Below are 25,509 nucleotides of genomic sequence, written 5' to 3'. Positions count from 1 at the left end.
ACGCAGGCGCGGGGCTGGCTCAGTCGCCGCCTCCGCCGCAGCCCGACCCGCCGTCGCCGCCGCCATCCCCACCGTCGCTGCTCGACTCGCTGCCGCCGAATCCGTCGGCATCGCCTGAGCTGCCTCCGTCCGATTCGCCGAAGGCACTGCCGCAGTAGGCATCGGAGCTGGAGCGGGCGTCGATGTCCTTGCAGTCCGGCACGTAGCGGAAGCCGCCCTCGATGCCGAATTTGGCGTCCAGTGCAAACAGCAGCGGCAGCCGTGCCGGCTGGCGCGGATCGATGCTCTCCTCCTTGCACGACCAGTACCAGGTGCGGCGCAGCCCGTCGTTGCGGCGTGCGTCGCGGCCCAGCACCTCGGCCGGCGTGTGGTGCAGCAGGCCGCCGAAGGCCGCGGCGCACCATCGCTGGTAGCCCTGGGTATGCAGGATGAACTCGTGCCACGCCGCATCGACCACCTTGGACGGCATGGCCACGAACTGGCGCTTGCTGCGCAGGTGCGCCATGAAAAACTGGCGCAGGCCGCGCAGCACCAGGTCGGTGTCGCGATCCTGCAGTTGCGGGTAGGCGGCCCGCAGCTTCGCGCCCAGGAAACGCGGGAAATGCGCCTCGCGCACGAACCGGCGTCGCTCGCTCATCTCCCACGCCTTGAGCGCGGCGGCCAGCACCAGGCCGATGAGCACCGATGCGATCAGCGCGCCGGAGGTGCGGTAGCGCAGCACCACCAACAGCCCGACGACCCAGATCGACCGCCGGCTCCACACCAGCGCCTGGATGCGGCGCCTGAAGTTGAGCTGCAGCAGCTCCGTCACACCACCACGGGCTCGGGCTCGAGCCGGATGCCGAAGCGCTCGTACACGCTGGTCTGGATGGCCTTGGCCAGGGTCATCACCTCACCGCCCGTGGCCGGGTGTGCCTTGCCGCCGCGGTTGACCAGCACCAGCGCCTGCTTCTCGTAGACGCCCGCATTGCCCATGGTCTTGCCCTTCCAGCCGCAGGCATCGATCAGCCAGCCTGCCGCCAGCTTGATGCTGCCGTCGTCCATGGGGTAATGCACGATCTTCGGGTCGCGGGCGATGATGTCGGCGCACTGCTCCGGCGTCACCGTGGGGTTCTTGAAGAAACTGCCGGCATTGCCCAGCACCCGCCAGTCGGGCAGCTTGGCCGTGCGAATGGCACAGATCCAGTCGAATATCTGCTGCGCGCTGGGCGCCTGGTTGCCGGTCTCGGCCATCTTGCGCTCGAGGTCGAGGTAGCCCAGCACCGGCTTCCACGGCCGCGGCAGCCTGAAGCGCACGCGCGTGATCAGCGCCCGGCCCGCCAGGCCGAAGCCGTTCGGGCCGCTGGCGCTGTGCTTGAACACCGAGTCGCGGTAGCCGAAGGCGCACTGGGCCGCATCGAGGGTGAACTGGCGGCCGGTATCGAGGTCGACGGCATCGAGCGACTCGAAGCGGTCTTGCAGCTCGACGCCATAGGCGCCGATGTTCTGCACTGGGGCGCCGCCCACGGTGCCGGGGATCAGCGCCATGTTCTCGAGGCCGGGGTAGCCCCCGTCGAGCATCCAGCGCACGGTGTCGTGCCAAACCTCGCCGGCACCCACCTCCACGATCCAGGCGCGGGGCGATTCTTCGATGAGGCGGCGCCCCTTGATCTCGACCTTGACCACCAGCGGCTTGACGTCGCCGGTCAGCACGATGTTGCTGCCGCCGCCGAGCACGAATTTGGGCGCCGCGTGCCAGTGCGCATCCGCCAGAAGCGCCGCGATGTCGGCCTCGTCGGCAATGCGCACCAGATGCTGGGCGCGCGCGACGATGCCGAAGCTGTTGTGCGGCTGCAGCGGTACGTTGTGCTCCACGATCATGGGAGAATTGTCGCATCCGTACCGTGCCATCCAGGAGAGGCGTCCATGCCGTCATTCGATACCGTCTGCGAACCCAATCTGCCCGAAGTCAAGAACGCCGTGGAGAACACGGCCAAGGAAATCGGCACCCGATTCGACTTCAAGGGCACCGCAGCCGCCGTCGAGCTCAAGGACAAGGAAATCACGATGATCGGCGACGCCGAATTCCAGCTCGTGCAGGTCGAGGACATCCTTCGCAACAAGCTGACCAAGCGCAGCGTCGACGTGCGTTTCCTCGACAAGGGCGACGTCCAGAAGATCGGTGGCGACAAGGTCAAGCAGGTCATCAAGATCAAGAACGGCATCGAGAGCGAAACCGCCAAGAAGATCCAGCGCCTCATCAAGGACAGCAAGCTCAAGGTACAGGCCGCGATCCAGGGCGACGCGGTGCGGGTGACCGGCGCCAAGCGCGACGACCTGCAGGCTGCCATGGCGCTGATCAAGAAGGACGTGCCGGACACGCCCCTCTCCTTCAACAACTTCCGCGACTGAGCCACGCGCCCGATGAAGGCCCAGGCCCATCTGGTTACTGTGCTGCTGGCTGCGGCATGCGGCTTGGCGCAGGCCCAGTCGGTGATGCTGACCGGCACCATCGGCAGCCGCGCCATCCTGATCGTCGACGGCAGCGCGCCCAAGACGGTCGCCGTCGGCGAAAGCTTCAAGGGCGTCAAGCTGCTGTCGCTGACGCCCGAGCAGGCCACGGTCGAGGCGGGCGGCAAGCGGGTGGCGCTGCGCATGGACCAGCCGGTCAGCATCGGCGGCGGCGGTAGCAGCGGCGCAGGTGGCAGCCGCATCGTGCTGCCGGTCGACAGCGGCGGCCACTTCCTGACCCAGGGCAGCATCAACGGCCGTACCGTCAGCTTCATGCTCGACACCGGCGCGACCGCCGTCGCGCTGTCGGCGGCCGACGCCCAGCGCATCGGGCTGGACTACAGCAAGGGCCAGCCGATCCGCATCAACACGGCCAACGGCGTCACGCAAGGCTGGCGGGTGCGGCTCAACTCGGTGCGGGTGGGCGATGTCGAGGTCTACGACGTCGAAGCCGTGGTCTCGCAGCAGCCCATGCCCTTCGTGCTGCTGGGCAACAGCTTCATCAGCCGCTTCTCGATGCGGCGCGATGCGGACCAGATGGTCCTGGAAAAGCGGTTCTGAGAAGGCCCTTCGGCCTTTGACGCGTTTCGCACGCGTAGTGCCCCCTGGAGAGGCGCCGCGGCCGGCTCAGGCAGCCGCAGCCGTCACCACGATCTCGATCTTGTACGCCGCATTGGCCATGGCCGCCTGCACCGTGGCGCGTGGCGGCGTGTTGCCCGCCGGAATCCACGCGTCCCAGACTTCGTTCATGGCGCCGATGTCGCCGATGTCCGCCAGGAAGATCTGCGTCATCAGCAGGCGCGACTTGTCGCTGCCCGCTTCGGCCAGCAACCGGTCGACCATGGCCAGCACCTGCGCCGTCTGGCCGCGGATGTCCTGGGTCGTGTCGTCCGGCACCTGGCCCGCGAGGTAGACGGTGCCGTTGTGGACGGCGGTTTCCGACAGTCGAGGGCCGACGTGGAAGCGTTGAATCTGGGCCATGAAGTTCCTTTCAAGTCTTGGCTTTGGAGCCCAGCCGGGACTCCGTGCCGGCCGCGAGGCGGCGGATGTTTTCGCGGTGGCGCCACACGAGCAGCAGGCTGATCGCGATCAGCGCCAGCATCACCTCGCGGTTCAGCGGCCAGGCGATGCCGCCACCGATCAGGTAGTAGGCCGGTGCAAAGAAGGCGGCCACGATGGACGCGAGCGATGAATAACGGAAGAACACGGCGATGATCAGCCAGGTCACGCCGGTCGCCAGCCCCAGCAAGGGCTCGATGCCCAGCAGCGCGCCAGCGGCGGTCGCTACGCCCTTGCCACCCTTGAAGCCGAAGAACACCGGGTACAGGTGACCGAGAAACGCCGCCAGCCCCGCCAGTGCCGCCGTGCCCTCCCCCAGCCCGTAGGTATCGCCCACGCGATGAATCAGGAACACCGGCAACCATCCCTTGATCGCGTCGAGCAGCAGCGTCGCGAGCGCTGCGCCCTTGTTGCCCGAGCGAAGCACATTGGTGGCGCCCGGGTTCTTGCTGCCGTAGCTGCGGGGATCGTCCATGCCCAGGGCCTTGCTCACGATCACGGCGAACGACAGCGAGCCCAGCAGGTAAGCCAGGACGATCGCGATCAACGAGGGCAGGTACGAACTCACGGTGTCTCCAATCGAGCCGGTCGACGTGGGGGCCGCCGGCGGCCGGCTATTCTGCCAGCGCGCACTGCACCGCCTTGGCGTCCAGCAGGCGCATGCAGACTTGCGGGTCGATGCCGACCAGGTAGCCACGCCGCCCGCCGTTGATGGCGATCTTCGGCAGGTCGAGGATGGTCGACTCGATGTACACCGGCATCGCGCGCCGGGTGGCGAAGGGCGAGGTGCCGCCCACCATGTAGCCGCTGTGCCGGTTCGCCACCTCCGGCTTGCAGGGCTCCACCGACTTGGCGCCGATCTGCCGCGCCAGGTTCTTGGTCGACACCGTGCGATTGCCGTGCATCAATACGATCAGCGGGCTGGCGTCCTGGTCCTGCATCACCAGCGTCTTGACGACGGAGAACGGGTCCAGGCCCAGCACCTCGGCGCTATGCTGTGCACCGCCGTGCTCCAGGTACTCGTACGGATGCTCGGTGAATGCGACGCCTGCCGCCCGCAAAAGCTGGGTGGCGGGTGTCTCGCTGATGTGCGCCTTCTTCCTGCTCATGAAGCCGTCGCAGTGCCCGCGTCAGATCGCCGGGTCGCGCATTTCCCAGCGAAGCTTGTCGACTTCGGCCAGCAGGTCCGCCGACAGCTTGTGCCCCCAGGTGTCGATGTCCTCGTCGAGCTGGGCCAGCGAGGTCACGCCGATGATCGTGCTCGCCACCTGCCACTTGCTGTAGCAGAAGGCCAGTGCGAACTGCACCGGCGTCATGCCGGTCGCGCGTGCCAGCGCGTTGTACCGCCGGGCCGCGGCCAGCGCTTCCGGACGACCCCAGCGCTGTTTGCGGACCGACTCGTAGCGCGTGATGCGCGCGTTCTGCGGTGCACCGGACCCGGTGATGCCGCTGTCGTCGTACTTGCCCGTCAGCAGCCCGAAGCCCAGCGGCGAATAGGCCAGCAGCGAGACGCCGAGCCGGTGCATGCTTTCGTCGAGCCCGTTCTCGAGCCCACGGTGCAGCAGGTTGTAGACGTTCTGCACCGAGGCCACGCGGGGCAGCCCGTGCTGCTCGGCCAGGCGCACGAACTCGTGCACGCCGTAGGCCGTCTCGTTCGACAGCCCGATCGCACGCACCTTGCCCGCCTTCACCAGCCCGGCAAAGGCGTCGAGCTGCTCGTGGATCGAGGTCTTGGAAGTCTCGCGCGACGGGTCGTAGTACATGTTGCCGAAGTTCGGCACATGGCGTTCGGGCCAGTGGATCTGGTAGAGGTCGATCACGTCGGTCTGCAGGCGCCGCAGGCTGGCATCGCAAGATGCCACGATGTCGGCCGCCGTCATGCCGCTGCCTTCGCGCACCCAGGGCATGCCGCGCGAGGGGCCGGCCACCTTGGTGGCGAGCACGACCTTCTGGCGCACGCCGGGGTTCTGGGCGAACCAGTTGCCGATGATGGTTTCGGTGGCGCCGCAGGTTTCCTTTCGGGCCGGTACGGCGTACATCTCGGCCGTGTCGATGAAGTCGACGCCGCGTTCGAGCGCCCGCTGGAGGATGGCATGGGCCGTGGGCTCGTCCACCTGCTCGCCGAAGGTCATGGTGCCGAGGCAGACCGGCGCGACGCGCAGCTCGCTCTGCCCGAGTTGAATCTTTTGCATGCGCGGAATGCTAACGCGGGTCACACTTTGACGGGCGCTGTCCGCTGCCGGACTGCGCCGCGGCCGCGGGCTCCGTATCATCGATCGGTCATGTACCAAGCCCTTCGCCCCTCCCGCAGCGAGTTCGTTCCCGTGCGCACGCTGCGCTACCACGTCCGCACCTGGGGCTCGCCCTCCCCGACGCGCCCGCCGCTGGTGCTGCTGCACGGCTGGATGGACGTGGCCGCATCGTGGCAGTTCGTGGTCGATGCCCTGGCCACCGAACGCCACGTCATCGCACCCGACTGGCGGGGCTTCGGCCTCAGCGACGGCGGCCCGGTCGACAACTACTGGATGCCCGACTACCTGGCCGACCTGGACTGGCTGCTCGACCACTACGCCGGAGACGCTCCGGTCGACCTGGTCGGTCACAGCATGGGCGGCAACATCTCGATGCAATACAGCGGCGTGCGGCCCCAGCGCATCCGGCGCCTCGTCAACCTCGAAGGCTTCGGCATGCCCTTGCTGGAGCCAGCCGAGGCACCCGGCCGCTATGCCAAGTGGATCGACCAGCTCAAGAAGCTGGACCGTGGCGAGATGGCCCTGGCCAGCTACCCCGGACCCGAGGGCGTGGCACGCCGCCTGATGAAGACCAACCCGCGCCTGTCGCATGACAAGGCCGACTGGCTGGCGGCCCACTGGTCGGTGGCGCGGCCGCAAGACGGCGGTACCGAGCGCTGGGAGATCCTGGGCGACCCCGCGCACAAGATCATCAACGCCAACCTTTTCCGGGTCGACGAGGCCCTGGCCCTCTACGCTGCGATCGAGGCGCCGGTGCTGGCCATCGTGGCCTCCGACGACAGCCTGGGCGGCTGGTGGAAAGGCCGCTACACGCTGGACGACTTCCGGGACCGCCTGAAGTCGGTGCGCGATGCGCGCCTGACCCGGGTCGAAGACTGCGGCCACATGCTGCACCACGACCAGCCGCAACGGGTGGCCGCGCTGATCGAGGCTTTCCTCGCATCCGAAGGGCCTTGACGGACCATGAGAAAATCCGCGGTTTCCCCCGAACATCGTCAGGATTCCCCATGGATGCAGAGCAAATCAATCAAATCGGCGCCACCTTCGCGGACCTGAGCGCCAGGGCGGTCGATTTACGGAGGTATCTTTGACTACGATGCCAAATCCGAACGTCTGAGGACGGTCAACGCATCGCTCGAAGATCCCGCGGTCTGGAACGACCCGAAGAAGGCCCAGGAACTGGGCAAGGAAAAGAAGGCGCTCGACGACGTGGTGCTCACGCTCGATCGGCTGGGCAGCAGCCTGTCCGACAACACCGAGCTGTACGAGATGTCCAAGGAAGACGGCGACATCGACGGCCTGCAGGCCCTGCGTGACGACGCTGCCAAACTCGAAGCCGACATCCAGCAGCTCGAGTTCCGCCGGATGTTCAGCAACCCGGCCGACCCGCTCAACGCCTTCGTCGACATCCAGGCCGGCGCCGGCGGCACCGAGGCTTGCGACTGGGCCAGCATGCTGCTGCGCCAGTACCTCAAGTACTCCGAGCGCAAGGGCTTCAAGACCACGGTCGAAGACGAAACGCCCGGCGACACGGCCGGCATCAAGAGCGCCACCATCAAGGTCGAGGGCGAATACGCCTTCGGGCTGCTGCGCACCGAAACCGGCGTGCACCGCCTGGTGCGCAAGTCGCCCTTCGACTCCTCCGGCGGCCGGCACACCAGCTTCGCCAGCATCTTCGTCTACCCGGAAATCGACGACTCGATCGAGATCGAGATCAACCCGGCCGACGTGCGTGTCGACACCTACCGCGCGAGCGGCGCCGGCGGCCAGCACATCAACAAGACCGACTCCGCGGTGCGGCTCACGCATATCCCGACCAACATCGTGGTGCAGTGCCAGGACAGCCGCAGCCAGCACAGCAACCGCGACGTGGCCTGGAAGCGGCTGCGTTCGCGCCTGTACGACCACGAGATGCGCAAGCGCATGGAAGAGCAGCAGAAGCTCGAGGAAGGCAAGACCGACGTGGGCTGGGGCCACCAGATCCGCAGCTACGTGCTGGACAACAGCCGCATCAAGGACCTGCGCACCAACGTCGAAATCTCCGCCACCCAGAAGGTGCTCGACGGCGATCTCGACGCGTTCATCGAAGCCTCTTTGAAGCAGGGGGTGTGATGGGTGCTGCCAGCCAGAGGAGCCTCAGGACCGAGGCCTTCATCTTCGACATGGACGGCACCATGGTCGACTCCATGCCCTGGCACGCCAAGGCCTGGGTCGAGTACGGGCGGCGCAAGGGCCTGTCGATCGACATCCCCGACTTCATGCGCCGGACCACCGGCCGCACCGCCTTCGAATGCGCTTGCGAGCTCATGGGCCGCGAGGTGACGCAAGCCGAAAGCCTCGAGATCACCGACGCCAAGGAATCCATCTACCGCGAGCTGTTCCGCGCGGACTTCCGCGAGGTGGCCGGCTTCAGCGTGTTCGCCCAGGCCGCCGCGGCGCGCGGGTTCAAGATCGCGGTCGGCACCGCGGGCGACAAGCACAACATCGCCTTCGTGCTGTCGCAGTTGCGCATGAACCCGGCGCCGCTCGCCATCGTCGGCGGCGACGAAGGCCTGCCCGGCAAGCCGCAACCCGCCATCTTTCTCGAAGCCGCGCGCCGCATCGGCGTCGCGCCCGAACGCTGCATCGTCTTCGAAGATGCGCCTTTCGGCATCGAGGCCGCACGCCGCGGCGGCATGCGCGCGGTGGCGGTCTGCAGCAGCCATTCCGCGTCCGAACTTGCAGGGCCGCACGTCATCGCGGCCGTGCGCGACTACGACGAACTCGTCAAAACAAACTTTCTGGAGACGCTCGATGTTGTTTCGTGATGCCCAAGCCGAGCCCGTCGCGATCCGTCGCGAGGACTACCGCGCCCCGGCCTACTGGATCGACACGGTCGACCTGACCTTCGACCTGGACCCGGCCAAGACCCGCGTGCTGAACCGCATGCGCCTGCGCCGCAATCCCGAGGTGGCGGCCGAGCCGCTGCGCCTGGACGGCGACGAGCTCAACCTGGCGCGCGTGCTGGTCAACGGCCAGGGCGCCTCGTTTCGCATGGAAGCCGACCAACTCGTGCTGGACAACCTCCCCTCCGCCGAGGAGGGCGCCTTCGAGCTGGAGATCTTCACCACCTGCGCACCGGCCAAGAACACCAAGCTCATGGGCCTGTTCGTGAGCGAAGACACCTTCTTCACCCAGTGCGAGGCCGAGGGTTTCCGCCGCATCACCTATTTCCTCGACCGGCCGGACGTGATGGCCAGCTACACGGTGACCCTGCGCGCCAACCAGGCCGCGTATCCCGTGCTGCTGTCCAACGGCAACCTGGTCGAGCAGGGCGAGCTGCCCGAGGGCCGCCATTTCGCGAAGTGGGTCGACCCCTTCCGCAAGCCCAGCTACCTGTTCGCGCTGGTGGCCGGCAAGCTCGTGGCGCGCGAGCAGCGCATCAAGGCGCGCAACGGCAAAGACCACCTGCTGCAGGTCTACGTTCGCGCCGGCGACCTCGACAAGACCGAGCATGCGATGAACTCGCTGATCAACTCGGTCGCCTGGGACGAAGCCCGCTTCGGCCTGCCGCTCGACCTCGACCGTTTCATGATCGTCGCCACCAGCGACTTCAACATGGGCGCGATGGAGAACAAGGGCCTGAACATCTTCAACACGAAGTACGTTCTGGCCAACCAGGCTACCGCCACCGACGCCGACTACAGCAACATCGAGAGCGTGGTCGGCCACGAGTACTTCCACAACTGGAGCGGCGACCGCGTGACCTGCCGCGACTGGTTCCAGCTCTCGCTGAAGGAAGGCCTCACCGTCTTTCGCGACCAGGAGTTCAGCCAGGATCTCTGCGCCGAGCCCTCGGCCCGTGCCGTCAAGCGCATCGAGGACGTGCGCGTGCTGCGCACCGCCCAGTTCCCCGAAGACGCGGGCCCGATGGCGCACCCCGTGCGGCCCGACAGCTACATCGAGATCAGCAACTTCTACACCGTCACCATCTACGAAAAGGGTGCCGAGGTGGTGCGCATGATGCTGACGCTGGTCGGCCGCGCCGGCTTCGCGCGCGGCATCACGCTGTACTTCGAGCGCCATGACGGCCAGGCCGTGACCTGCGACGACTTCGCCCAGGCCATCGCCGACGCCAATCCCGACTCCGAACTCGCGCGCCTGCTGCCCCAGTTCAAGCGCTGGTACAGCCAGGCCGGCACGCCGCGCCTGTCGGCCCACGGCGTGTACGACGCCGCCCAGCGCACCTACACACTGAGCTTCGTGCAGAGCTGCCCGCCCACGCCGGGCCAGCCCTTCAAGGAGCCCTTCGTCATTCCGGTCAACCTGGGCCTGCTGGGCACCGATGGCCGCGAACTGCCGCTGAAGCTGGAAGGCGAAGAAGCAGCGAGCACGGGCACGCGCACGCTGGTGCTCACGCGCGCGGGCGAGCAGTTCACCTTCGTCGACGTCGACGAAGAGCCGGTGCCGTCGATCCTGCGCGGCTTCAGCGCGCCGGTGATCCTCGACCACGACTACAGCGATGCCCAACTGCTCACGCTGCTGGCCCACGACACCGACGCGTTCAGTCGCTGGGAAGCCGGCCAGCGCCTGGCGCTGCGCGCCGCCATCCAGGCCATCGGCGCGCCGGTCACGGGTGCTGCCGAGGCACCGCTCGGCGAGTCCTGTGTCGAGGCCTTGCGCAGCGTGCTGCGCGACCCGCAGCTCGACGCGGCCTTCAAGGAGCTCGTGCTCACGCTGCCCTCGGAAACCTACATCGCCGAGCAGCTCGACGTGGTCGATCCGCAGCGCGTGCATGCGGTGCGCGAAGCCATGCGCGCTCAGCTCGCCACCGCCCTGTTCGCCGATTGGGAGCAGGCCTACGAGCAAAACCGCGACACCGGCGCCTACAGCCCCGACCCGAAGTCCGCCGGCCGCCGCGCGCTGGCCGGCCTGGCGCTGACCAGCCTGTGCCTGGCGGCACGCGCGTCGGGCGACACCGTCTGGCCCGGCAAGACACTGCAGCGCTTCAAGGAAGCCGGCAACATGACCGACCGCTTCAACGCGCTCAATGCGCTGGTCTCGTCGGGCCATGCGCTGGCGGCCCAGGCATTGGCGCGCTTCCACACGATGTTCAAGGACGAAGCGCTGGTCATCGACAAGTGGTTCTCGCTGCAGGCAGGCGCACCCGACCGCGGCGGCGACATCCTGCCGCTTGTCAAGCAGCTGATGAAGCACGCCGACTTCTCGCTCAAGAACCCGAACCGCGCGCGCAGCGTGATCTTCAGCTACTGCAGCGGCAACCCCGGCGCCCTGCACCGCGCCGATGCCGCGGGTTACGTGTTCTGGTGCGAGCGCGTGATCGAGCTCGACGCCATCAACCCGCAGGTCGCGGCCCGCCTCGCGCGTGCCCTCGACCGCTGGAGCAAGCTGGCCGAGCCTTACCGCAGCGCGGCGCGCGAGGCCATCATGCGCGTCGCCTCCAAGCCCGACCTGAGCAAGGACACGCATGAAGTCGTGACCCGCGCCCTCGCCTCGTGAACAAGGCTCTCCCCCAGGCTTCGCGCACTTCGTGTCGCTTTCGCCAACCCCCTTCCGGGGGCAACACCAGCGGCCCGGCGAAGCCGGTTCCGCGGTGTTCCCCGTGAAGACAAGACGATATTGGAGTTACTGAATGGCTAAAAGCATTTCCCTCACCCGCTACCTCATCGAACAACAACGCGCCGACGGCCTCATCCCCGGCCAGTTGCGGCTGCTGCTCGAAGTGGTGGCGCGCGCCTGCAAGGGCATCAGCCAAGCCGTGAACAAAGGCGCCCTGGGCAACGTGCTCGGCTCGGCCGACAGCGAGAACGTGCAGGGCGAGGTCCAGAAGAAGCTCGACATCATCGCCAACGAGGTGCTGATCGAGGCCAACGAATGGGGCGGCCACCTGGCGGCCATGGCCAGCGAGGAAATGGACAGCATCTACGTGGTGCCCAACCGCTACCCGCAAGGCGAATACCTGCTGCTGTTCGACCCGCTCGACGGCTCCAGCAACATCGACGTCAACGTCAGCATCGGCACCATCTTCAGCGTGCTCAAGAAGCCCGAAGGCTCGCCCGGCGTGCAGGAGTCCGACTTCCTGCAGCCCGGCACCAAGCAGGTGGCCGCGGGCTACTGCATCTACGGCCCGCAGACCACGCTGGTGCTCACGGTGGGCAACGGCGTCTCGATGTTCACGCTCGACCGCGAGCAGGGCTCCTTCATGCTCACGCAGGAAGATATCCGCATCCCGGCCGACACCAAGGAATTCGCCGTCAACATGAGCAACATGCGCCACTGGGACGAACCGGTGAAGCGCTACATCGACGAATGCCTGGCCGGCAAGGACGGCCCGCGCGGCAAGGACTTCAACATGCGCTGGATCGCCAGCATGGTGGCCGACGTGCACCGCATCCTGATGCGCGGTGGCGTCTTCATGTACCCCTGGGACAAGCGCGAGCCCGAGAAGGCCGGCAAGCTGCGCCTGATGTACGAGGCCAACCCCATGAGCTGGCTGGTCGAACAGGCCGGCGGCGCCGCCACCAACGGGCGCCAGCGCATCATGGACCTGGAGCCGACCAAGCTGCACGAACGCGTGGCTGTGGTTTTGGGGTCGAAGAACGAGGTCGAGCGCGTGACCGGCTATCACCCGACGCTATAATCGCGGGCTAAGCCGGTGTAGCTCAGTTGGTAGAGCAGCTCATTCGTAATGAGAAGGTCGGGTGTTCGAATCATCTCTCCGGCACCACATTGAAAAAGCCCCGTTGCACTGCAACGGGGCTTTTTTCATGGCCGCTCTTGCTGAGGCGGCGGCGGGTGAACGATGCGTCAGGCCTGCCCCGGCGGCGGCACGATCCGCCTGCGTTTCTTGATCACCACCACCGCCGTCGACGGCGCCTGGGTCGGAATGCTGTAAGTCGGATTCAGCTCGCGCCTGGCGGTCGGGCCGAGCACGAACTCGACCTTGCTCTTGTTCAGCACTTCGATCACGTCGCCGTTGACCTGCGCGTAGCTGCCGTCCGCCAGCCGGACCAGCGCGCCGATCTGCATGCCGCGCTGCACGGTTCCCAGCATCTCCATGCCGTCCCGCTCGTAGGTGAACGATGACCACCGGGGGCCGACGGAGATGCGAAGGTTCTTCTGGCTTTTCTGAGGTTTCTGGCTCTTTGGACTCATGAGGCGACGGGCGACGGGCGCGTCTGAACGGACGGATGGAAAGGCGGCAGACACCCGCCTATTGTCTCAGCGACCGCAAGTCACATGCGTGACGCGGCGGCGGCGACTCTCCATTTTCCCGCTGCCCCACGGCCGCCGGCCGCCAGCTGCCGGCCGGCGCCTCGCCCATCCCTCAGCGGTAGCGCGCCACCGTTCCGCTCTGGCTGCCGGCCGGGGCACGGCCGGCGCTGCGGCGGAAGAAGGTCGCCCAGTCGCTGCGCTCGCGCGCCGCATGCGCATGGTGCAGGCCGTCGACCTGGGTCACCAGGCGCAGCGCTTCGTCCTTGGGCACCGGCTGCGAGCTGTACAGAAAGCGCAACTGGCAGTCGCCGATCGTGATCGCGTCGCCGTTCTTCAACGGGTGCGACTCGATGCGCTGATCGTTGACGAAGGTGCCGTTGAAGCTCGCCAGGTCGGTCAGCACGAAGCGGTCGCCGGTCCAGTGGATGCTGGCGTGGCGGCGGCTCACGCCCAGGCTGTCGATGTGCACGTCGCACTGCGGATCGCGGCCCACGGACGTGAGCGAGCCCTTGATGTTGACCTGCCGCACGCTGCCATGCCGGGCAAGGATGATGAGTCTGGACATGTTGCTGCTCCTCTTTGAATTGCACTCTGAGAGCTTTACGGCTCACGAGCGCGATTCCTGAAGGGTCGACAGCAAACCGGGGTATTAAATATTTCGCGATTCGTGCAGCGCCCCGCGTGCCGGTGCCTGCGACGGTGCCGGCTCGGGCGCCGCGCTGGGCCAGCTCTCGTAGCGCCGGGGATGCTGCCGAGGCCGGATCTTCTCTTCGGCTTTCGCGGCCAGGCGCATCTCGGTCATCCAGGCCACCACGATCTGCGTGTAGGCCTCGCGCCAGACGCGCTTCGACATCGCATGGTCGACGCCTTCCATCACCCGGTAGGTCATCGATCGCGAATGCTTGAAGGCGCCCAGGTAGTTTTCGATGACCGGGTGCGGCACGATGGTGTCGTTCTCCGATTCGACCAGCAGCACGTCGCCCAGGAAGTCCTCGCAGGCGGCCAGCGCGCGGTTCTTCTCGGGCTCGATGCTGGTCTGGCGATACAGCGTCAGGTCGTCGCCGTTGAGCCGGCGCTTGGGCTGCTCCCAGTTCTCGTCGCGGTAGATCGCAGGCACCCGCAGGCCCAGCCAGCGCACGGGACGCAGCGATGTCAGCACTGCGGCCAGGTAACCGCCGTAGCTGCTGCCGATGACGGCGACGGCGTTCGGGTCGACCGCGGGATGCCCCACCAGCGTGTCGTAGGCGGCCAGCACGTCGTGCAGGTTGTCTTCGCGGGTCACGGCCTCGCGCTGGGAAACGTGGCGCGCATGGCCGCGCAGGTCGAAGGTCAGGCAGATGCAGCCCAGCGCCGCGAGTTCGCGGGCGCGCGTGGCGTCTTGCTGCTGGCTGCCGTCCCAGCCGTGCACCAGCAGCACGCCGGGCACTACGGCCGATGGCGCGATCAGCGTGCCGGCGATGTGCACGCCGTCGACGGGGATGTCGATCAGTGCCTGTCTGGTGGGCATCTAGGAGTTGTATGGCCGCATCGTTCGCGGCATGTCAGGGTTCGACCACGGTGTACTTCGTGATCGGACCGACGCTGGCATCGACACCGTTGAAATACACGCAGGCATTGGGCGGCGGCACCACGCCGTCGCCGTAGAACTCGAAGCACGAGGCGTTGGCCGCGCGGCGATCGGGCTGCTCGTCGAAGATCTCGAGCGCCGCGATCTCGGCGCCGCTCGCGCCGCCGACCCGCCACGACTGCTCCAGCACGCCGGAGCACCAGCGCCCGGCCTCGTTGGCGCCCTGCGCCACGTCGTAGTTGATGCGCGACGCGAAGAAGCCCGGGAACGATGCTTCCACCGCGCGGTGAAAGATACGCGCCTGCTCCACCGCCAGCCGAAGCTCTTCCGGCATGCTCAGCGCCAGCAAGTCGTCGAAGCCGCCGCGCGCCACTGTCAGGTCGGAGCCGCCATAGACCTCCTGGCCGTTGTTGTCGGTGGTCAGGCGCTGCCAGCCGTAGTAGCTGGCGACGGCCGTGCCGACGTGCACCTGGCCCACGCTGTAGGTGACGGGCTGCTTGAGGTTCTCTTCGAGCACCAGGCCGTGCTCGGCGATTTCCGCTGCGTCCATGGCGGCCAGCGCAGTGTCCAGCGCCTGCCGGTCGCGCACCACCTGCTGTCCTCGCCCGCCCGTGGCGCGCGTGGGCTTCAGTCGCACAGGGCCCGTTTCCAGCAGGCGCAGGCCGGCGCGCCGCGCGTCTTCGGGCGAGAAGACCGAGTAGCCCTGCAGCACCGCGTTGCCGACCTGGCCGGCGAAGGCGTGGCACCAGCCCGACGGCGCCGCGGCAGCCGGGTCGACCAGGCCGTGTGAAATGGTCTTGGTCAGCACGAAAGGGTGCGGCACCACGCCGCCGAACAGCGCATGCTGGCCCTGGATGCCCAGGTCGCCGGCCAGCGCCGAGCCCACCAGCGTGTCGCTGGGGACGAAGTACACCGGCGCCGCATAACTTCGCGCCCGGTCGTACTCGCCCTCGAAGCGCGACTTCTTGAGCCGGGCGAGGCGCCACGCGATCTGGGCGCGCGTCGCGCGCTCGTGGTCGCTGGCGTAGGCATGGTGGTCCGCGGTCAGTGCGACGACGGAGCCTTGGAGGCCGGGCTCGACGAGCATCGGTCCTTCACCGGCGAGCATCGAGGCTGCGCCGGGCAACGCGCTGAAGATGGGCGTGTCCATGGCAGCCATGCTGGGTGATCGCGCGACGGAAATCAAACCCCTGCGCGCGGCTCGCGGAGTTTTCCTACAGGGTGCGCAGAATTTGTTGCGGGCTGCTACAGCATGTCCTGCAGCTTCGCCCGCAGCCGGCTGATCGCCTGGCTGTGCAGCTGGCACACGCGCGACTGGCTCACCTCGAGGATGGCGCCGATCTCGCGCAGGTTCAGCTCTTCTTCGTAATACAGGTTCAACAGCAGCTGATCGCGCTCGGGCAGCTCGCCGATCGCCGCCACCAACTGGTGGCGGAAGCCGCTTTCCATCAGCTGGGCCAGCGGGTCGTCGGCGTCACCGCCGCGCTCGCCGCGCGCCTCGCTGGCATGGCGGTCGAGAAAGGGGTTGTCGCCCTCCCCGTCCACCGAAAAATCCTCCACGTAGAGCAGCTGGCAGCCCTGGATCTCCTGCAGCAGGCCCTGGTAGGCCTCGAGCGTCACGTCCAGCTCCTTGGCGATCTCGCCTTCGGACGGCGCGCGCCCCATGCGGTGCTCCAGCGCCTGGACCGCCTGCTCCACCTTGCGCGCCGACTGGCGCAGCCCGCGCGAACCCCAGTCGTTGGCGCGCAGCTCGTCGATCATGGCGCCGCGGATGCGCTGGCTGGCGAAGGTCTCGAACTGCGCGCCGCGGTTGTCCTGGTAGCGGCTCGACGCGTCGAGCAGGCCGATCATGCCGGCCTGGATCAGGTCGTCGAGCTCCACGCTGGCCGGCAGCTTGGCGAGCATCTGCAGCGCCATGCGCCGCACCATCGGCTGGTGCTGCTTGAGCAGATGAGACTTCTCAATGGTTCCCTGGGCGGTGTACACGTCGTCCTTCTTCCTTCTCCTGTGCCGCGGCCTCAGCAGGCCTCGGCGGTGTTCGCAGCCCGCGCCTTGGGCGCGGGTGGCAGCGCCACCAGGCTCGCGCCCGGGCGCCAGGGCCAGTGCCCCATCTCGTCGGCGATGCGGCGAAAGTCGGCCGCCGCCGGGCTCGCGGGAAAGGCCTCGACCACGGTGCGGTTCAGCCGCCGCGCGTCGCGCATGTGGGGTTCGGCGCGCACCCAGCCGGCCGGCTGCAGCGACACCGCCAGGTAGCGGCTGCCGGCCTGCGCGAGGTTGTCGGTCACCTGCTGCGCGGCCCGCGGCTCGGCCACGCCGTTGACCAGAAAGCGCAGCTGCCGCAACCCATGCGCGTAGTGCAGTTGCTTGATGCCCGCATAGGTGGCGGTGATGGAGGCCGCATGCGGCTGCATCACCAGCACCAGGTCGTCGGCCTGCTGCGCCAGGGCCGACAGCCGGCCCTCGCCGTCCAGCTGCGCGTCGATGAGGATCACATCGCCCTGCCACAGGGCGCGCGGGTCGGGGTGGCCCGCCGAAGTAGGCGGCACCGTGGGCGACACCGCGGGCAGCACCTGCACGCCGCAGCCCGCACGCGCGGCGGCGCTCTGAAGGGCCAGCCGCTTGCCGGCCACATCGATCAGCGTGCCGGCCGGCGCCAAGCTCCACTCGGCCGAGGCCGTGCCCGGCCCCGCCCCATGCTCGTCGAGCAGCAGCACCTCGCGGCCTTGCAGCGCGAGGGCCGCGCCCAGGTTCATCGCGGCGGTCGTGCCGCCCAGCCCGCGGCCCATGCTCGCCACGGCGAGCACCCGGGTGCGCGTCTGCGCCAGCAGGCGCCGCAGTCCATCGGCCTGGTCCACCATGCTGGTCACGCCCCGAGCGCCTCCAGCAGCAGGAACAGCTTCGCCATGCCCTCGTAGAGCACGTTGCCCGAAGGTGCGCGGTCGGGGCGAATGCGCCGGCCGGTCAGCTGGCCGAGCAGCGCACGCGTGCGGCCGGCCCATTCGTCCTGTGCGTGCAGCAGGCGCCACACCGTGGTGGTGGCCTGGCCCGCGATCAGCACGCGCTTCATCATGTGCGGGTCGCCCACCTCGCCCAGGCCGCCCACCAGTTGCAGGCCCTGGCGCATCAGGCGGAAGCAGGGCTCGGCCTCGGCGGCCCAGGCCTGCCACTGCGCGAGCTGCGACGCGGCGACCGTGGGGCCCATGTTCGACAGCAGGTAGCTCTGCGCCAGGATCTTGCCGCTCTTCGAATCCATGATGCGGCTGACCACGCAGCGCAGCGCCGGCAGGCCATGCTCGCCGCGCAGCGTCACATCGGCCTGCGCTTCGGCGCGCAGCGCCGGCTTGCCCTTGAAGCGCACCGGTCGGCCCTCGCCGAATTCGAGCGTCAGCCGGGCCAGCGTGCAGTTGCGGCCGGTCTGCGCCTCCGCCACCGCGGTGGCGCCTGCCGCGCGCGCCAGCCACGCCAGGCCGCGTGCCTGCACCTCGGCCAGCGTGTCGGTGCCGGGCAACCGCGGCCACACGTGCACCACCGGCTTGCCGAAATCCTGCTGGGCCAGCCACTGGAGCTGGCGCATGCCACGCCGCTCGGCACCGGCGCGTGCGCCGGCGGTCGACAGCCACTGGTTGGGCGCAGCCAGCGGCAGGCCGGTGCGGTCCGACAGCAGCAGGCTGCCCTCGCAACTGTAGGCATCGCCGCCTTCGTTGGACTTGAGCCCCACCTGCCCGCCCAGCGCCAACGCGTAGCGATCGCAGCCGGTGGCGACTTCGCTCCAGGCATGCGCCTTGAGCGACTGCAGCACGGCCTTGTGCAGCACGTTCTCGTCGCCCGCCATGCGCCACAGCTCGCGCGCCGTGTCGAAGCCCAGGTCGGCGGTCCCCAAGGCCTTGGCGGCCGATGCCACTTCCTGCGCATCGTGTGCCATGGCGTGGATCAGCCGCTGGTAGCGCAGGCGCAGCCGTTCGGTCTCGGCCTGCGCCTCGGCCACCTGGCTGGCTGCCTCGCCGGCCGGCTTGTCCTGCAGGTCGCCTTCGCCGGGCACGAAGAGCGCGCTGGGCGCCTTGGCCTCGAACACGCTGTCGATCAGCGCGGCGCGGTCGGCGGTCATGAGGTTCTCGGGCACCTTCTGGCCGCACGAGACGTAGTGCACCGGCAGCCGGTGGCGGATCACGGTGTCGATCAGCGCACCCGGGTGCGTGGCCTCGTCCACCTTGGTGAAGATGCAGCCGGCCAACCCGCCGGCGCCACCGCCCTGGCGGTAGGCATGCACCACTTCGTTGAGCGTGTCGCCGTGGCTGGCCGCGTTGAGCAGCAGCAGCCGCTTCACCGGCCGCTGGCTGCTCGACAGCATCGCGATCTGCTCCGACACCGCGCGGTCGCGCTGGCTCATGCCCACCGTGTCGATCAGCACCATGTGCTTGTTGCGCAGGTCGTTGAGCACCAGTTGCAGGTCGGTCGCGTCCTTCACCGCGTACACGGGCACGTTGAGGATCTGGCCGTAGATGCGCAGCTGCTCGTAGGCGCCGATCCGGTAGCTGTCGGTGGTGACCAGCGCCAGCTTCTCGGCACCGAAGCGCATCACGCAGCGTGCCGCCAGCTTGGCGGTGGTGGTGGTCTTGCCCACGCCGGTGGGGCCGACGAGCGCATACACGCCGCCCTGGGCCAGCAGCGCGTCTTCGTCTTCCATCAACGGCACCGTGCGCATCAGCTCCGAGCGCACGAAGGCCATGCCCTGGGCATAGCTCTGGCCGGCGGGCAGGTGCTCCAGCATGGCCTTCGACAGGCGCGCGCTGAAGCCGGCGCCGAGCAAGGTGCGCAGCAGGCGGCCGCGCATCGGGTCACGGCGCTGGCGGTCGTTCCAGACCACCGTGGCAAGCTGCTCTTCGATCATGCCGCGCATGGAGTGCAGCTCGTTGAGCACCGGGTCGGCCACCTCGGGCGCAGCCGGCCGCGGCGGCACCATCGAGGGCACGAAGGGCATCGGGGGCACCGGCACCGGGGCCGGCATGGCGGCGGTCGCGGTGGTGACGGCAGGTGCGGCAGCGGTGATGACCGCAGAAGCGGCGGCGACGGCCGGCACGGCAGCGGGGGCCGGTGCCGCTTCGAGCACAACCGGCATCGCCACGGCTACCGCGGGCTCGGCCTGTTCGGCGACCTGCTCCATTTCGTCCGACGCCATGGCGACGATCTCGACGCCTTCGGCCGTGACGCGGTTGGTCAGCACCATGGCTTCGGAACCCAGGGCCTCGCGTGCCAGCCGCAGCGCTTCGCGGCTGGTGGCGGCGACGAACTTGCGTGCGGCGCTGCGCACGTCCGTGATGATGTTCAAACTCTTCCTCCGATGGTGGCGGTGATCTTGATGTGACGGGAATCAGGGATCTCGGCATGCGAGAGCACCTTGAGCTGCGGCAGGCTGCGCCGCAAAAATCTGGAGAGCAGCACGCGCAGCGGGTGCTGCACCACCAGCACCGGCGCCAGGCCCATCTGCTCCTGCCGCGCCATGGCGGCCTGCGTTTGCACGAGCAGGTTGTCGGCCAAGCCCGGCTCGATGCCGCTGTTGCTGGTCATGGCCTGCTGCAGCATGCCGTCGAGCGTGCTGTCCAGGCCGAGCACCTGCATCTCGGCATCGCCCGGGAACAGCTGCTGCACGATCGCGCGGCCCAGGGCCAGGCGGGTGATCGACGTGAGCTCGGTCGCGTCCTTGACGGTCGGCGCATGCTCGGCCATCACGTCGAGGATGGTGCGCATGTCGCGGATCGGCACTTCCTCGTCCAGCAGGTTCTGCAGCACCTTGTGCAGCGTGCTGAGCGACAGCACCTTCGGCACCAGGTCTTCGGTGAGCTTGGGCGCGGTCTTGCCGACCTGGTCGAGCAACAGCTGCACTTCCTGCCGGCCCAGGAGCTCGGCGGCGTGGGTCTGGATGAGGTGGTTCAGATGCGTGGCCATCACCGTGCAGGCATCGACCACCGTGTAGCCGAGCACCTGCGCCTGCTGGCGCTGGCTCGCGTCGATCCACACCGCCGGCAGGCCGAAGGCCGGGTCTTGCGTCGGCGTGCCGGGCAGCGAGCCCGAGACCTGTCCGGGGTTGATCGCCATCCACTGCGTCGCAAAGGCCTCGCCGCGCCCGATCTCCACGCCCTTCAGGCTGACGATGTAGGTATTGGGGCTGATCTCGAGGTTGTCGCGGATGTGGACCACCGGCACCAGAAAGCCCAGGTCCTGCGCGATCTTCTTGCGGATGCTCTTGATGCGGCCCAGCAGCTCGCCCTGTTGCGACTGGTCCACCAGCGGGATCAGGCGGTAGCCCACTTCCATGCCGAGCGGATCGACCAGGGCCACGTCGTCCCAGCTCGCTTCGGCCGCTTCGGCGGCCGCCGGCGCGGCGATGGCAGCCGCCTTGGCCGCCGCGGCCTGCTCGGCCGCCTTCTGCGGCGCCTGCAAAAGCAGCCGGCGGCCGAACCACACCAGGCCGCCCGCGATCAGCAGGAAGGCGATGTTCGGCATGCCGGGGATCATGCCCATCAGGCCGATGATCGCGGCCGTGAGGAACAGCACCTGCGGATTGGAGAACAGCTGGCCGGTGAGCTGGCTGCCCACGTCTTCCTCGGTGGTCACGCGCGACACGATCACGCCGGCCGCCGTGGAGATCACCAGCGCCGGGATCTGTGCGACCAGGCCGTCGCCGATGGCCAGCAGCGTGTAGGTTCTGCCGGCGGTCGCGAAGTCCAGGTCGTGCTGCAGCATGCCCACCACCAGGCCGCCGATGATGTTGATCACCATGATCAGCAAGCCGGCGATCGCATCGCCGCGCACGAACTTGCTGGCGCCGTCCATGGAGCCGTAGAAGTCGGCTTCCTGCGCCACCTCGGTGCGGCGCTTGCGGGCCACGTCCTCGCCGATCAGGCCGGCGTTGAGGTCGGCGTCGATCGCCATCTGCTTGCCGGGCATGGCGTCGAGCATGAAGCGCGCGCCGACCTCGGCGATTCGGCCCGCGCCCTTCGTGATCACCATGAAGTTGATGATCACCAGGATGATGAACACCATCACGCCCACCGCGAAGTTGCCGCCCACCAGGAAGTGGCCGAAAGCCTCGATCACCTTGCCGGCCGCGTCGGGCCCGGTGTGGCCGTGCATCAGCACCACCCGGGTCGACGCCACGTTGAGCGACAGGCGCAGCAGCGTCGAGAACAGCAGCACGGCCGGGAAGGCCGCGAAGTCCAGCGCCTTCATGGTGTACATGCTGACCAGCAGCACCATGATCGACATGGCGATGTTGAAGGTGAACAGCAGGTCGAGCAGGAAGGGCGGCAGCGGCAGCACCATCATGCTCAGGATGAGGATGATGAGGATGGGCCCGGCCAGGCCCTTCATGGCGGCACCGGAGAAACTTTGCGGCGGCAGCCGCAAAAAGCTGGCGATGGCGTTCATGCGGCGCTGGGGTTGTATTCGAGTGATTCGGGAATGGGCAGCTCGCCCGGCGTGCGCGGCGCTTCACCGCCCTCGGCCTTCCAGCGCTTGAGCTGGTAGACCCAGGCCAGCACCTCGGCCACCGCGGTGTAGAGCCCGGCCGGAATCTCCTGGCCCAGCTTCGTGTTCTTGTAGAGCGCGCGGGTCAGCGGCGGGGCTTCGAGCACCGGCACCTTGTGCTCGGCCGCGAGTTCGCGGATGCGCGCGGCCACGAGGTCCATGCCCTTGGCCACCACGCGCGGGGCACGCATCTGGCCGTCGTCGTACTTCAGCGCCACCGCGAAGTGCGTGGGGTTGGTGACCACGATGTCGGCCTTGGGCACCTCGGTCATCATGCGGCGACGTGCCACCGCCTGCTGCTGGCGGCGGATCTGCGCCTTGATGTGCGGGTCGCCTTCGCTTTCCTTGTGCTCCTGGCGCAGGTCTTCGCGCGACATGCGCAGCTTGCGGTAGTAGCTCCACAGCTGGAAGGGCACGTCGATCAGCGCGATCAGCAGCAGCGCGGCGACGATCAGCGCGCAGTTGCGTGCCACCAGCATGATCATCTGCGGCAGCGCGGCGCGTTCGGACTGGGCCATCAGCGCGTTCACCTCCTCGATGCCGCCCATGATCACCATCCACGCCACCCCGCCGATCAGCAGCGACTTGGCCAGCGCCTTGAACAACTCGGCCAGCGACTGTGCCGAGAACAGCCGGCCCAGCCCGGCGATGGGGTTGAGCTTGTCGAACTTGGGGCCGATGGCCTGGGTGGAGAACAGCCAGCCGCCCAGCATGAGCGGCGCCACCAGAGCGGCCACCATGAAGATGCCCATCAGCGGCGCCAGGGCCACCAGCGCCTTCATGGCCTGCAGGCCGGCCTGGCTCATCATGTAGTGCGGATCGAAGGCCGCTGCGCGCTCGAAGCGCAGCCCGTGGCTCAGCGACGCGCGAAAGGTGTGGCCCAGCGGCCCCGCCATGGCCCACAGGCCCGCGACCGCAGCGGCCAGCAGAACGAAGGTGACCAGCTCACGCGAGCGCGCCACGTTCCCCTCTTCGCGCGCCTTCTCCAGGCGCCGCGGTGAGGCTGGTTCTGTCTTTTCGAGATCGCTTTCTTCAGCCATTCATGCCCCGGAGGGAGCTTCGGCGGACATCGCCGAGTCGTGGCTGGATTATTCGGTCGACCCCCTTCGAACAATCGATCGATCAGGGGGCGGATTGCCCTCCTTCTCGGCGGTTGGAGCTTGCTCGATACCCCGAACGGGTTAGTCGGCGGAAGGGCCGCCGACGAGTGATATCCTCCGCGCCGTTACAAAATCAAACATACAAGAAGAATGGTGAAAACCTTCCTCAGGGTCGCCGTCCGGGCCGGCTTGCCGTGGCTGTTGCTGGCGCTGGCCATGGCTTCGCATGCCCAGGCGCAGCGCGCGGCGCCAGCCACTTACGCGTCCGACTTCCGTACGGTTCAGGCCCTGCTGAAGCAGCCCGAGTCGCAGATGGACCGGGTGCCATCAAGCTGACCGTCGATCACATGATCGATCCGTCCCTGGACATCAAGGCTTCCGTGAAGCAGATCGACGATCTGGCCGCCGCGATCCGCGCCACGATTCCGGCAGGTGCCTCGAACCTCGAGAAGTTCAAGGCCCTGCGCGACTACCTGTACCGGCCGCCCCTCGTCGGTGGACGCCAGCCGTACCTCTACAACTTTCAGGATGACCGCAGCCTCCGCGCCAAGCTGCTGCCCGTGTACCTGAACACGCGCCGCGGCAACTGCGTTTCCATGCCGACGCTGTTCGTGATCCTCGGCCAGAAGCTCGGGATTCCGGTGGCCTTGGCCTCGGCACCCGAGCACCTCTACCTGAAGTTTCGCGGCGACAACGGCCTGTGGTACGGCGTCGAGGCGACCAATGGCGGCGGTTGGGCCGACGACGCGTGGCAGCGCAAGAACTTCCCGTCGATCACGCCTGAATCCATCGCGAACGGGGTCTACCTGCAGCCGCTGACGCGAAAGGAAGCGGCCGTCGTCGCCATCGACTCGCTGCTGGAGCAATACGAACTTCAGAACTCCGACGAGGCCGACGAGGCGCGAATCAAGCTGGCCCTGCTCCTCGTCGAGCACTACCCGAAGGACATGGTGGCGATCCTCCATGCCTATCTTGGCTACAAGGGCCTGCGCCAACGGCAATTCATCGAGAAGTACCCACGGCCATCGGACATCCCGGTGCACATGCGGCGTCGCTTCGAACAACTGAGCGACGGCTGGCAGTACTGGGGCCACAGGGCCAAGGCGCTGGGCTTCAAGGCGCCGACCGCGGCGGAGCAGGCTGCGTACCGCGAGCGGATCAAGCAGGCCAGGGCCGGCATCGACCGCTGATGTCACAACGAATCCAAACCAAGGAAGCAAGCGATGGGTGAATGGGTAAGAAAGGTCGGCGCGTCGGTAGCGCTGTTGATGGGCTTGGTGGGTGGAGCACATGCTGTCTACGCCGACGCGAATCCGCTCATGTATGTCGATCCGGATGGATTGCAGCAGACACGACCTGGGCGCCCCCTTGAGAATCAGCTGCTCGAGGGCGGCGGTGGAGTTGGCGGGCCCGCCACTGGGGGTGGAAGCGCCGGCGCTGGCAGGGGCACCATGGGGTTGCCAAATTGCCCACCTGTTACTTCCGATGCAGCGCGAAGAGAGGTCATGCGCGATGTCGGGGTTCCAACAAGCCAGCAGCCGATCTCGCAATCTCGAAATGCGTCGGGCCGCGAATATTCCTATGAAGTGCCCGCTCCAGGCGGCGGATCTCAGATCATGTCGGTGCAACAACAAACGATGGACAGAAGCCATCCGGGCCAAGCTCACTGGGAAGCGGGGCAAGTGAAGGTCGACAAAGAAACCGGCTCCGTGCTCCAGAACGCTTATGGACGCCCGGCACTGCGAAACGGCAAGTCAAAAGTCAACTACTGAGGGAGCCATGTCCCAAAGCCGACAAAAGTTGATCGCGAAAAAGATCCACATGAAACTGCATCTCGAAGAACTGCAGGTGCTCCTTGGTCGCCGGGTCGCAGCGGAAGAGCTCTTGAGTCTCGAGCAAACCGAGCAGTTGCGGCAAGCCTCCCAGCATTTTCGAGCCGCCCCGATCACGGCGTACGAGATCGACTTCTGCGAGAAGATGACCGGGCGATTCCACGCCCTCATTGACAGGCTGGCCATCTCGAATCCTTCACCGGTCTACCTATGGGCAACCTACTCCGTCGAGTGTGGAACGCTTGCGGTACCGTCTCTCCACGACATTCACTTCGACTTCGACTTCGCGGTCGGCGACATGGAGCTTTTATCGATGACGACAAGTGATTTCCAGGATCGACTGCTGCTGAACTGGTTCGAATCTGATGATGGCGCTCGGCGACTGAGCGTCCAGACGCAAGGCAAACATTGGGCGGCCATCAAATATTGATCAAGTGCGGTGGCCGTCACTGGGACATCAGACGTCGGGA

At 67.5% G+C, this 25,509-nt stretch carries 26 protein-coding genes and 1 tRNA gene; 12 read left to right on the top strand and 15 right to left on the bottom strand.

Annotated features, from left to right (window positions below; genetic code table 11):
* Window positions 1-19: 19 nt before the first annotated feature.
* A complete protein-coding gene (locus B0W80_RS22285) occupies window positions 20-802 on the bottom strand; it encodes a hypothetical protein (RefSeq protein WP_373038928.1) in 783 nt (260 codons plus the stop codon).
* Between the two features lie 5 nt (window positions 803-807).
* The gene (gene murB, locus B0W80_RS22280; RefSeq protein WP_077001346.1) at window positions 808-1,860 is read right to left on the bottom strand and encodes a UDP-N-acetylmuramate dehydrogenase; all 1,053 of its coding nucleotides are present in this window, start codon (window positions 1,858-1,860) and stop codon (window positions 808-810) included.
* 45 nt (window positions 1,861-1,905) lie between these two features.
* Between murB and B0W80_RS22275 the strand changes: the two genes are divergently transcribed.
* Both B0W80_RS22275 and B0W80_RS22270 read left to right on the top strand, forming a co-directional pair.
* Complete coding sequence (locus B0W80_RS22275; RefSeq protein WP_077001345.1) at window positions 1,906-2,391, top strand: YajQ family cyclic di-GMP-binding protein; 486 nt, start codon at window positions 1,906-1,908, stop codon at window positions 2,389-2,391.
* A gap of 12 nt (window positions 2,392-2,403) precedes the next feature.
* A complete protein-coding gene (locus B0W80_RS22270; protein WP_077001344.1) occupies window positions 2,404-3,051 on the top strand; it encodes a TIGR02281 family clan AA aspartic protease in 648 nt (215 codons plus the stop codon).
* Window positions 3,052-3,117: 66 nt separating this feature from the next.
* Here B0W80_RS22270 and B0W80_RS22265 read toward each other — a convergent pair whose 3' ends face one another.
* Genes B0W80_RS22265 through B0W80_RS22250 form a run of 4 tightly spaced genes read right to left on the bottom strand, consistent with a single transcriptional unit; the run spans window position 3,118 to window position 5,741 of the window.
* The gene (locus tag B0W80_RS22265) at window positions 3,118-3,471 is read right to left on the bottom strand and encodes a RidA family protein (RefSeq protein WP_077001343.1); all 354 of its coding nucleotides are present in this window, start codon (window positions 3,469-3,471) and stop codon (window positions 3,118-3,120) included.
* Between the two features lie 10 nt (window positions 3,472-3,481).
* Entirely contained in the window at window positions 3,482-4,117 is a 636-nt protein-coding gene (gene plsY, locus B0W80_RS22260) for a glycerol-3-phosphate 1-O-acyltransferase PlsY (protein ID WP_077001342.1), read from the bottom strand.
* A gap of 46 nt (window positions 4,118-4,163) precedes the next feature.
* Window positions 4,164-4,658, bottom strand: coding sequence for an aminoacyl-tRNA deacylase (locus B0W80_RS22255; protein WP_077001341.1), 495 nt, complete (start codon window positions 4,656-4,658; stop codon window positions 4,164-4,166).
* 21 nt (window positions 4,659-4,679) lie between these two features.
* A complete protein-coding gene (locus tag B0W80_RS22250) occupies window positions 4,680-5,741 on the bottom strand; it encodes an aldo/keto reductase (protein WP_077001340.1) in 1,062 nt (353 codons plus the stop codon).
* Window positions 5,742-5,831: 90 nt separating this feature from the next.
* On the opposite strand from B0W80_RS22250, the gene B0W80_RS22245 reads away from it, so the two are divergent.
* The 6 genes from B0W80_RS22245 to B0W80_RS22220 all read left to right on the top strand — a co-directional run bounded on the left by B0W80_RS22245 (window position 5,832) and on the right by B0W80_RS22220 (window position 12,528).
* Window positions 5,832-6,758, top strand: a complete 927-nt coding sequence (locus B0W80_RS22245) for an alpha/beta fold hydrolase (protein ID WP_077001339.1) — start codon at window positions 5,832-5,834, stop codon at window positions 6,756-6,758.
* A gap of 50 nt (window positions 6,759-6,808) precedes the next feature.
* A protein-coding gene (gene prfB / locus B0W80_RS22240; protein ID WP_143684732.1) for a peptide chain release factor 2 occupies window positions 6,809-7,913 on the top strand; the annotation gives its coding sequence in 2 pieces (ribosomal slippage) (window positions 6,809-6,889 and window positions 6,891-7,913; 1,104 coding nt in all).
* The gene (locus B0W80_RS22235; RefSeq protein ID WP_077001338.1) at window positions 7,913-8,608 is read left to right on the top strand and encodes an HAD family phosphatase; all 696 of its coding nucleotides are present in this window, start codon (window positions 7,913-7,915) and stop codon (window positions 8,606-8,608) included. The genes prfB and B0W80_RS22235 overlap by 1 nt, the downstream gene beginning before the upstream one ends.
* Complete coding sequence (gene pepN / locus B0W80_RS22230) at window positions 8,595-11,300, top strand: aminopeptidase N (protein WP_077001337.1); 2,706 nt, start codon at window positions 8,595-8,597, stop codon at window positions 11,298-11,300. The genes B0W80_RS22235 and pepN overlap by 14 nt, the downstream gene beginning before the upstream one ends.
* 133 nt (window positions 11,301-11,433) lie before the next feature.
* On the top strand, window positions 11,434-12,441 hold the full coding sequence (locus tag B0W80_RS22225; protein ID WP_077001336.1) for a class 1 fructose-bisphosphatase: 1,008 nt from the start codon (window positions 11,434-11,436) through the stop codon (window positions 12,439-12,441).
* A gap of 11 nt (window positions 12,442-12,452) precedes the next feature.
* Window positions 12,453-12,528, top strand: a tRNA-Thr gene (locus B0W80_RS22220).
* An 80-nt stretch (window positions 12,529-12,608) separates the two neighbouring features.
* On the opposite strand, the gene B0W80_RS35950 is transcribed toward B0W80_RS22220, so the two are convergent.
* From B0W80_RS35950 to flhB, 9 genes are all read right to left on the bottom strand, one after another.
* The gene (locus tag B0W80_RS35950; protein WP_218668934.1) at window positions 12,609-13,010 is read right to left on the bottom strand and encodes a hypothetical protein; all 402 of its coding nucleotides are present in this window, start codon (window positions 13,008-13,010) and stop codon (window positions 12,609-12,611) included.
* Window positions 13,011-13,128: 118 nt separating this feature from the next.
* Window positions 13,129-13,581 (bottom strand): FHA domain-containing protein, encoded by a 453-nt coding sequence (locus tag B0W80_RS22210; protein WP_077001334.1) that lies wholly within the window; start codon window positions 13,579-13,581, stop codon window positions 13,129-13,131.
* A gap of 84 nt (window positions 13,582-13,665) precedes the next feature.
* Window positions 13,666-14,523, bottom strand: coding sequence for a S9 family peptidase (locus B0W80_RS22205; RefSeq protein ID WP_077001333.1), 858 nt, complete (start codon window positions 14,521-14,523; stop codon window positions 13,666-13,668).
* A gap of 34 nt (window positions 14,524-14,557) precedes the next feature.
* Window positions 14,558-15,733 (bottom strand): DUF3182 family protein, encoded by a 1,176-nt coding sequence (locus B0W80_RS22200; protein WP_256856652.1) that lies wholly within the window; start codon window positions 15,731-15,733, stop codon window positions 14,558-14,560.
* Window positions 15,734-15,828: 95 nt separating this feature from the next.
* Window positions 15,829-16,569: an RNA polymerase sigma factor FliA gene (locus B0W80_RS22195; RefSeq protein ID WP_077001332.1), complete on the bottom strand. Its 741-nt coding sequence runs from the start codon at window positions 16,567-16,569 to the stop codon at window positions 15,829-15,831.
* 32 nt (window positions 16,570-16,601) lie between these two features.
* Window positions 16,602-17,441, bottom strand: coding sequence for a flagellar biosynthesis protein FlhG (locus B0W80_RS22190; RefSeq protein ID WP_077001350.1), 840 nt, complete (start codon window positions 17,439-17,441; stop codon window positions 16,602-16,604).
* Window positions 17,442-17,446: 5 nt separating this feature from the next.
* The gene (flhF, locus tag B0W80_RS22185; RefSeq protein WP_077001331.1) at window positions 17,447-19,909 is read right to left on the bottom strand and encodes a flagellar biosynthesis protein FlhF; all 2,463 of its coding nucleotides are present in this window, start codon (window positions 19,907-19,909) and stop codon (window positions 17,447-17,449) included.
* The gene (gene flhA, locus B0W80_RS22180) at window positions 19,906-22,008 is read right to left on the bottom strand and encodes a flagellar biosynthesis protein FlhA (protein ID WP_077001330.1); all 2,103 of its coding nucleotides are present in this window, start codon (window positions 22,006-22,008) and stop codon (window positions 19,906-19,908) included. Before flhA ends, flhF begins: the two co-directional genes overlap by 4 nt.
* Window positions 22,005-23,147, bottom strand: coding sequence for a flagellar biosynthesis protein FlhB (flhB, locus tag B0W80_RS22175; RefSeq protein WP_077001329.1), 1,143 nt, complete (start codon window positions 23,145-23,147; stop codon window positions 22,005-22,007). The genes flhA and flhB overlap by 4 nt, the downstream gene beginning before the upstream one ends.
* A gap of 213 nt (window positions 23,148-23,360) precedes the next feature.
* Here flhB and B0W80_RS35625 point away from each other — a divergent pair, with 213 nt between their 5' ends.
* Genes B0W80_RS35625 through B0W80_RS22155 form a run of 4 tightly spaced genes read left to right on the top strand, consistent with a single transcriptional unit; the run spans window position 23,361 to window position 25,469 of the window.
* Window positions 23,361-23,543, top strand: a complete 183-nt coding sequence (locus B0W80_RS35625; RefSeq protein WP_179106996.1) for a hypothetical protein — start codon at window positions 23,361-23,363, stop codon at window positions 23,541-23,543.
* Between the two features lie 11 nt (window positions 23,544-23,554).
* On the top strand, window positions 23,555-24,397 hold the full coding sequence (locus B0W80_RS22165) for a transglutaminase family protein (protein WP_077001327.1): 843 nt from the start codon (window positions 23,555-23,557) through the stop codon (window positions 24,395-24,397).
* A gap of 33 nt (window positions 24,398-24,430) precedes the next feature.
* Window positions 24,431-24,979 (top strand): hypothetical protein, encoded by a 549-nt coding sequence (locus tag B0W80_RS35620; RefSeq protein WP_179106995.1) that lies wholly within the window; start codon window positions 24,431-24,433, stop codon window positions 24,977-24,979.
* A gap of 49 nt (window positions 24,980-25,028) precedes the next feature.
* On the top strand, window positions 25,029-25,469 hold the full coding sequence (locus B0W80_RS22155) for a hypothetical protein (protein WP_143684731.1): 441 nt from the start codon (window positions 25,029-25,031) through the stop codon (window positions 25,467-25,469).
* The last annotated feature ends 40 nt before the right edge of the window (window positions 25,470-25,509 follow it).

Source organism: Variovorax sp. KK3, from assembly GCF_001984055.1.
Classification (GTDB): Bacteria; Pseudomonadota; Gammaproteobacteria; order Burkholderiales; family Burkholderiaceae_C; genus Variovorax.
Note: the sequence above shows the minus strand (reverse complement) of the source record. Positions and strands in the feature narration are given on the sequence as shown.